The sequence below is a fragment of the Streptomyces klenkii genome (genome assembly GCF_003626645.1).
In the GTDB taxonomy this organism is placed as follows: domain Bacteria; phylum Actinomycetota; class Actinomycetes; order Streptomycetales; family Streptomycetaceae; genus Streptomyces; species Streptomyces klenkii.
The window spans coordinates 1-5,842 of sequence record NZ_RBAM01000045.1 but is presented as its reverse complement, the minus strand read 5'-3'; the positions used below and the strand labels follow the sequence as shown (position 1 = coordinate 5,842).

Here is a 5,842-nt window from a genome sequence, read left to right as displayed (position 1 = left end):
CGCAACAGCCGCTCGAACTGCCCGGCCCGCAGCCCGGTGAACGTCTCCACCCACACCCGCTCGGCCCGCAAAACCCCAGCCATACCGGACAGATGCCCGCTCACCGGGTTGCGGAACACGCTTTAGGTAGAGCACGGCATCGCCCGCCTGAAGAACTGGCGGGCACCAGCCCGCCACCTCGACCTCCGTGAGCACATGAACGACACCTTCCAGGCCGTCGCCGGCCTGCTGTCCCACCGTCAGACCGCGTACCTGAGCGCGATGTGAACGCCAAGCTCACCGAGATCCTCTACGGCTCACCACCAATCATGCACGAGCTCGTTAGGACCACCGCTTTTTTGAATGATCTTCCCTGAAAACCTCAATCTCAGAGAGGATGTATATGCACAATCCGATTGCGCGTGCGGCGGGGTTCCTATCCTTGACCGCAGCCGCACTGTTCGCTGTACCGTGCGCAGCTGCCGAGCCCCCGGACAACGCAAAGGAAATCAACGCCTACTTCAAAACTCTGAAGACCTGGAATGAATTCGCCTCACCCAAGCCGAACCGGAACGAGAGTATCGGTAAGCCCACTTGGGTCACCCGGAAAGGTGACGACGGCAAGGAAGTTATCTGCTTGGCCGACAAGCGGTCTGTGACAATGTCACCCACCCAACTCGTGACCATGAATGATACAACGCACCTGTGGCCAGGAGAATTTCTTCAAGGCAAGGCCTACAAGAATGGCCATCTCTCGGAGCTGGCTATCGACGGAGAGGATCGGGCACCAGCGAAGATCTCACTACACCTGTCCAGCGGTGGGGCAAATAGGACGGTATCTAAGCCCGATAGAGGAACGGTTGACACAGCCGTTTCCGAAATGATGAAGGAGAGGGCTGACGGTAAGCCGATTAACAAGATCGACTACAGAAAAACCGACGGGTACAAAGATACCCAGGTTGCACTCGAAATGAACACTTCGGCGAAATTCATGGGCCTCGGTAAAGCCGATTTCAGCCTCGCGGCAAAACACTCCGCCACTAAGAACTCGGTCACTGCAATGTTCAGGCAGATAGCATTCACCGTCGACTACTCCAGGCCTACCACACCTGCCAAGTTCTTCAGTAAGACCTTCACCAAGGATGACCTGAAGCACAAACAAGAGAGCGACGAAATCGGGCCGGACAACGTGCCTGCCTACGTGTCATCAGTGACATACGGCCGCATCTTGATCTTCACTGCAACTTCGACAGCAACCCAAAGCGATTTGAACGCCTCTGTTGACGCCAGCTTGGACGTTGGCCCAATCAGCGCCTCAGCAAAACATAAAGTCGATTACAAGAAAGTGATGAAGGAAGCAGATATCAAAGTCAAGTCCCTGGGTGGCGCGGCAGAGAGCGCTGAGGACCTGATCAAAACCGGCAAGCTGGATGAGTTCTTCAAGAAAGCTCCCACACTGGCCGAGTATGCACCAATTTCCTACAAACTCACCAGCGTCAAGGACAACAAGCCTGCAGTTCTCAGCGAGACAGCCGAGTTCGAAGAACAACACTGCAACCTCTACAAGGGTCAGTTCCGGGTGGCAGTGAAATCGGTAAAGGTTCTCAAAATGCCCGACGCGAAAGGGCAGGAGGTGTACGGCCGAGTTCGCATGCGACACTATCCGAGCGGCAACCCGGAGAAAGTAGTCTTTGAACGTACCAAAAATCAGCCGGTGAACGTGAAGCCCGGATCGACCCTCCAGCTGAAGGAGGGCTACGTCGACAGTGAATTCAACTTCGCGAACGCCAAAGGCAAGAAGAAAAATGAGCTGCTGCCCGAAACGGTTGGTCTCGATGTAGAGCTTACAACAGCCGATGGTAAGCCTTTTGCATCTATTCACACTTACGCTGAGCCTGAAGTAGGTGACCTCCTCAAGAAGGGTGAGGTGCTCGAGAAGGAGGCTGAAGATATCGATAGCCGCGTGAAGATGACATACGAGGTGGCGAGGATCGACTAAACAACACCTAACACAATGAGTTGATCTGTCGGTGGGTGATGAGGCAGCAGGCGCGGCGGAGGAATGCTCCGCAGATGCCAGCGCGTTGTTCCCAGCGGATCCGGAGCCTGCGGAAGCCGTAGCCTAGCGAAGGTCCGTTCCACCACCCACCGGAAGGTGCCCAGTCCAGTCCCGTGTCAAGGGCGGCGGCGGACAATGGCCGACATGATGCCTCGAGCGCGGATCTGGTCGCAGTAGACGTCGTGGTCGAGCCGCGGTCGGCGAAGAGTGAGTCGGGTTTGCGGCGGGGACGGCGCATCCCCGAACCAGTGTGATCGCGTCCAGCAGTGGCAAGAGCTGAGTGACGTCGTTGCGGTTGCCGCTGGTCAGCAGGGCGGCAAGCAAGCCGCCGTGGCTGTCGGTGATGCGATGATGCTTGGAGCCGGCCCCGGTCGACCGGCGACGGGCCCACATGCTGCCCACTTTTAAGCCCTGACATGGGAGGAGTCGACCACGCAACGCGACCAGTCCAAGCGTGACGCGGCATTGAGCTCAGCGAACAGGACCTCGTGCAGCCGCTGCCAGACGCCGACTTCGTTCCAGTCCCGCAGTCGACGCCAGCATGTCATGCTCGAGCCAAAGCCCAGCTCCCCCGGCAACTACTCTCACTGAATCCCGGTGTGCAGCACGTACCAGACCCCGCACAGCACCTCCCGGTCCGGCAACGGCCAGCGACCCGGACAGCGAAAACGCCGCTCACGCTGCGCCAGCAGCGGCTCCTGGCAATCCGACAGCCCATCCGACACGATCCACGGCAACGCCCCCATACAAAGAGCAACGCTCAACCGGCTGGCCAGGCACGGCTACCAGCCCAAGCCACCTCATCTTGTCAGCCGTTGTAAGGCCGTGTCCTACAGGCCGGATTGATGGTTGGTTCGGTCAGGGGGGGGCTGGATTGTTCCGGATGGTTTATGGAGGCTCGAAGCTGTCCCGTAACGCGGGGTGCAGGTCGGCGCGAGGTGCCATCTGCCCCGGTTTGGCGTAGCCGAGCAGTTATCAGGAATCTGGACAGAGCGGCACAGGTCGCCGGCTCCTCACAGGTGCAGACCAACCCAAGATGAGATACGGGACAGCCTTTAGCGACGCCGTTGCTACCTGCGGCGCGAGTGCGTCCGCAGGGCGGTGGGGTGGCGAACGGCGGGCGAACTCACAGGTCCTTCGCCTGTGGGCCGGGGCAAGCCGGGTTCCAAGATGCACGCCCTGTCCGATGCTGCCAGGCTGCCCCTCCGCGTCGGGCTCTCCGCAGCCAACACCCTCGACAGCCTCGTCCTGAAGCCGATGCTGTCCCACTTCCACAAGGGACACGGATCCCACGCCGCAGAGTCCAAGCCGCAGCGACTCCACACGGACAAGACAAAATCACGCCCCCACCTGTGCAGATGGCTGTGGGGCAAGCACATCGGCGTCCGAATCGCCTGCAAAGGCATTGACTCCAGCGAACGCCTTGGCCAACGCAGGTGGGTGATCGAGCGCACATCTCCTGGCCTTCGCAGAGCCCCGTCTGGGCAGCGGAAGACAAGCCCGAAAGTCCGCAGCGGCCGGCATTCCATGCCCAGAGGACAACTTCTGCCAGGCCCGCCAGGAGGAGAGGGAAGGGACATAGTGGCCATCACCAGGCGCAGGCTGCTGGAATGGGGGGCAGGTCTGACAGCAGCCGGCAGTTGTGGCGGCTTCCGCGATGACACCACAGGAAGGGCAGAGACAGGCCGGGCCTGGCCTGCCGGAACAGGCCGCAAGGTCCCCGCGGTACTGGCGGGCAGAGCCGCTGCGGAGTGGACGGCACTGGGCGCGGACCTCTCCGGCAGTCTGATACGGCCCGGTGATGCGGACTACGCAGCCGCATGCCAGCTGTACAACACCCGCTTCGATGGCCTCCGTCCTGTCGCCATCGCGTACGTCAGCGGCATGAACGACATCGTGACGTGCCTGGCTTTTGCCCGCCGCTACGCCGTGCCGGTGGCCATCCGTAGCGGCGGTCACAGCTACGCGGGCTGGTCCAGCGGCAACGGACGACTCGTCCTCGATGTGTCCCTGCTGAACACCGTGCGTATTCTGTCGCCGGACACGGCCGTCACCGGCGCAGGCACCAGGCTCATCGACCTCTACACCACCCTCGCAGGCCAAGGTGTCACCGTCCCTGCCGGCACCTGCCCCACCACCGGCATCTCCGGACTTGCCCTCGGCGGAGGCCACGGCATCCTCTCCCGCCTCTACGGCCTGACCTGTGACAACCTCACAGGTGCCACACTCGTTACCGCCGACGGCACCGCCCTCCACTGCGACCGCGACCACTCCCCCGACCTCTTCTGGGCGCTGCGTGGCGCCGGCCACGGCAACTTCGGTGTGGTCACCCACCTCCGCTTCCGCACCCATCCCATCGGGGATATGGCGACCTGCCTCCTATCCTGGCCCTGGTCGGCTGCTTCGGCCGTCCTACGGGCTTGGCAGGGATGGGGTCCCGCGCTCCCCGACCACATCTGGTCCTCGTGCAGTCTCGCCAACACGACCGGCAACACCCCGCACATATCCGTAGCCTCCTTTGCTATCGGCGCACCAACCACCCTCGAAAATGCTCTCGACCGGCTCACCGACACGGTGGGAAGCCCCCCTGCAGCATTCCAGCTGCGCCGCCTCGCGTTCCTCGACACCATCAGGGAACACGCTCACTGCCCCCACCACACCACCCCACAATGCCACCTACCCGGTCATGCACCCGGCCGTGAACCCGTCGGCAAGCTGACACGCGACACCTTCGCGGCCCGCTCCGACTTCTTCGACCGCTCCCTCAACACAGAAGGCATCCACCGCCTGATCGCAGGTCTCGCCTCCTTCGGCAGACGCGGAGGGTGCGAAGGGCACGCTTATGTCCACCTCACCGCCCTCGGCGGCGCCATTAACCGCGTACCGCCCCTCGCAACAGCCTTCGTCCATCGAAACTCACGATTCCTCGCCCAGTACCTGACCACATGGAAGGCCGGCCATCCTGCAGCCGCCCACACCGCATGGCTGGACCGCATACACGCAACAATGCAGCGGCATGCCTCCGGCTCGGCCTACCAGAACTACACCGACCTCGCAGTCGCCGACTGGCGTACCGCCTACTACGGCAACGCAACCAACCGACTCACACAAATCAAACATCGGTACGACCCAGATCACGTCTTCACCTACCCACAAGGGCTGTAGCGATAAAGTAGGCGTTTCGTCCGGGGAATCGTGTGGGGTCCGAGGTTCAGGTTTCTCACAGACAAGGCGGCGAGCCCTCAGCGAGGTGAACCAGCCGAAGGTAATCCCGATCCTCCCCTACCCATTCCTCACAAAGCTTCTGCGGGGTAGCCGTCGCAGTCAGGAACATGGGCGCGGCAGGACAGTGTACGGGAGAACCTCAGCGGAGTTCCGTCGGACAGGCGATGATCTTCCGCGTTCATCATCCCGCGCTGCTTACGCTTGTGTGAATAGTGCGACTCATCTGCGGCGACGCCTACCAGTGCCTCCGCAGGCGGAGGCCCACGCGGCTAGGCAGTGTCTGATGGCTCTTGCTCGGGTGGTGGATCTGCTGCCGTTCCGGGCAGGATCTGTGCATGGTGCGGCGGCATGAACTGACCAATGCTCAGTGGGAGCTGATCGCTTCGCTGCTGCCCGAAGCAGGTGGGCCGGGTGGACGGTGGGCCGATCACCGCACCGTGGTCAACGGGGTCCTGTACCGGACCCGGACCGGTATCCCGTGGCGTGACCTGCCCGAACGCTACGGCCCCTGGCAGACCGTCTACGAACGCCACCGCCGCTGGCCGGCCGACGGCACCTGGGCGAAAATCCTGCACGCCC

3 protein-coding genes and 2 pseudogenes are annotated in these 5,842 nt (G+C 62.0%); 3 read left to right on the top strand and 2 right to left on the bottom strand.

From position 1 onward, the window contains the following. A pseudogene (locus tag D7231_RS38710) lies at positions 1-83 on the bottom strand (IS5/IS1182 family transposase); the annotation flags it as partial. 338 nt (positions 84-421) lie between these two features. Here D7231_RS38710 and D7231_RS34335 point away from each other — a divergent pair. Further along, positions 422-1,978: a thiol-activated cytolysin family protein gene (locus D7231_RS34335; protein WP_158673887.1), complete on the top strand. Its 1,557-nt coding sequence runs from the start codon at positions 422-424 to the stop codon at positions 1,976-1,978. A 7-nt stretch (positions 1,979-1,985) separates the two neighbouring features. Here D7231_RS34335 and D7231_RS37175 read toward each other — a convergent pair. Then, positions 1,986-2,784, bottom strand: a pseudogene (locus D7231_RS37175) (IS5 family transposase). Positions 2,785-3,565: 781 nt separating this feature from the next. Here D7231_RS37175 and D7231_RS34325 point away from each other — a divergent pair. Together D7231_RS34325 and D7231_RS34320 are read left to right on the top strand one after the other, a co-directional pair. After that, complete coding sequence (locus D7231_RS34325) at positions 3,566-5,203, top strand: FAD-binding oxidoreductase (RefSeq protein WP_120760244.1); 1,638 nt, start codon at positions 3,566-3,568, stop codon at positions 5,201-5,203. A 395-nt stretch (positions 5,204-5,598) separates the two neighbouring features. Further along, positions 5,599-5,842, top strand: a 244-nt coding sequence (locus tag D7231_RS34320) for a transposase (protein WP_147449862.1), incomplete at its 3' end; no start/stop codon positions are given.

Excerpts from the sequence above, each read along its gene's own strand:
- D7231_RS34325 (WP_120760244.1), top strand. The coding sequence starts at position 3,566 with ATGCCCAGAGGACAACTTCTGCCAGGCCCGCCAGGAGGAGAGGGAAGG.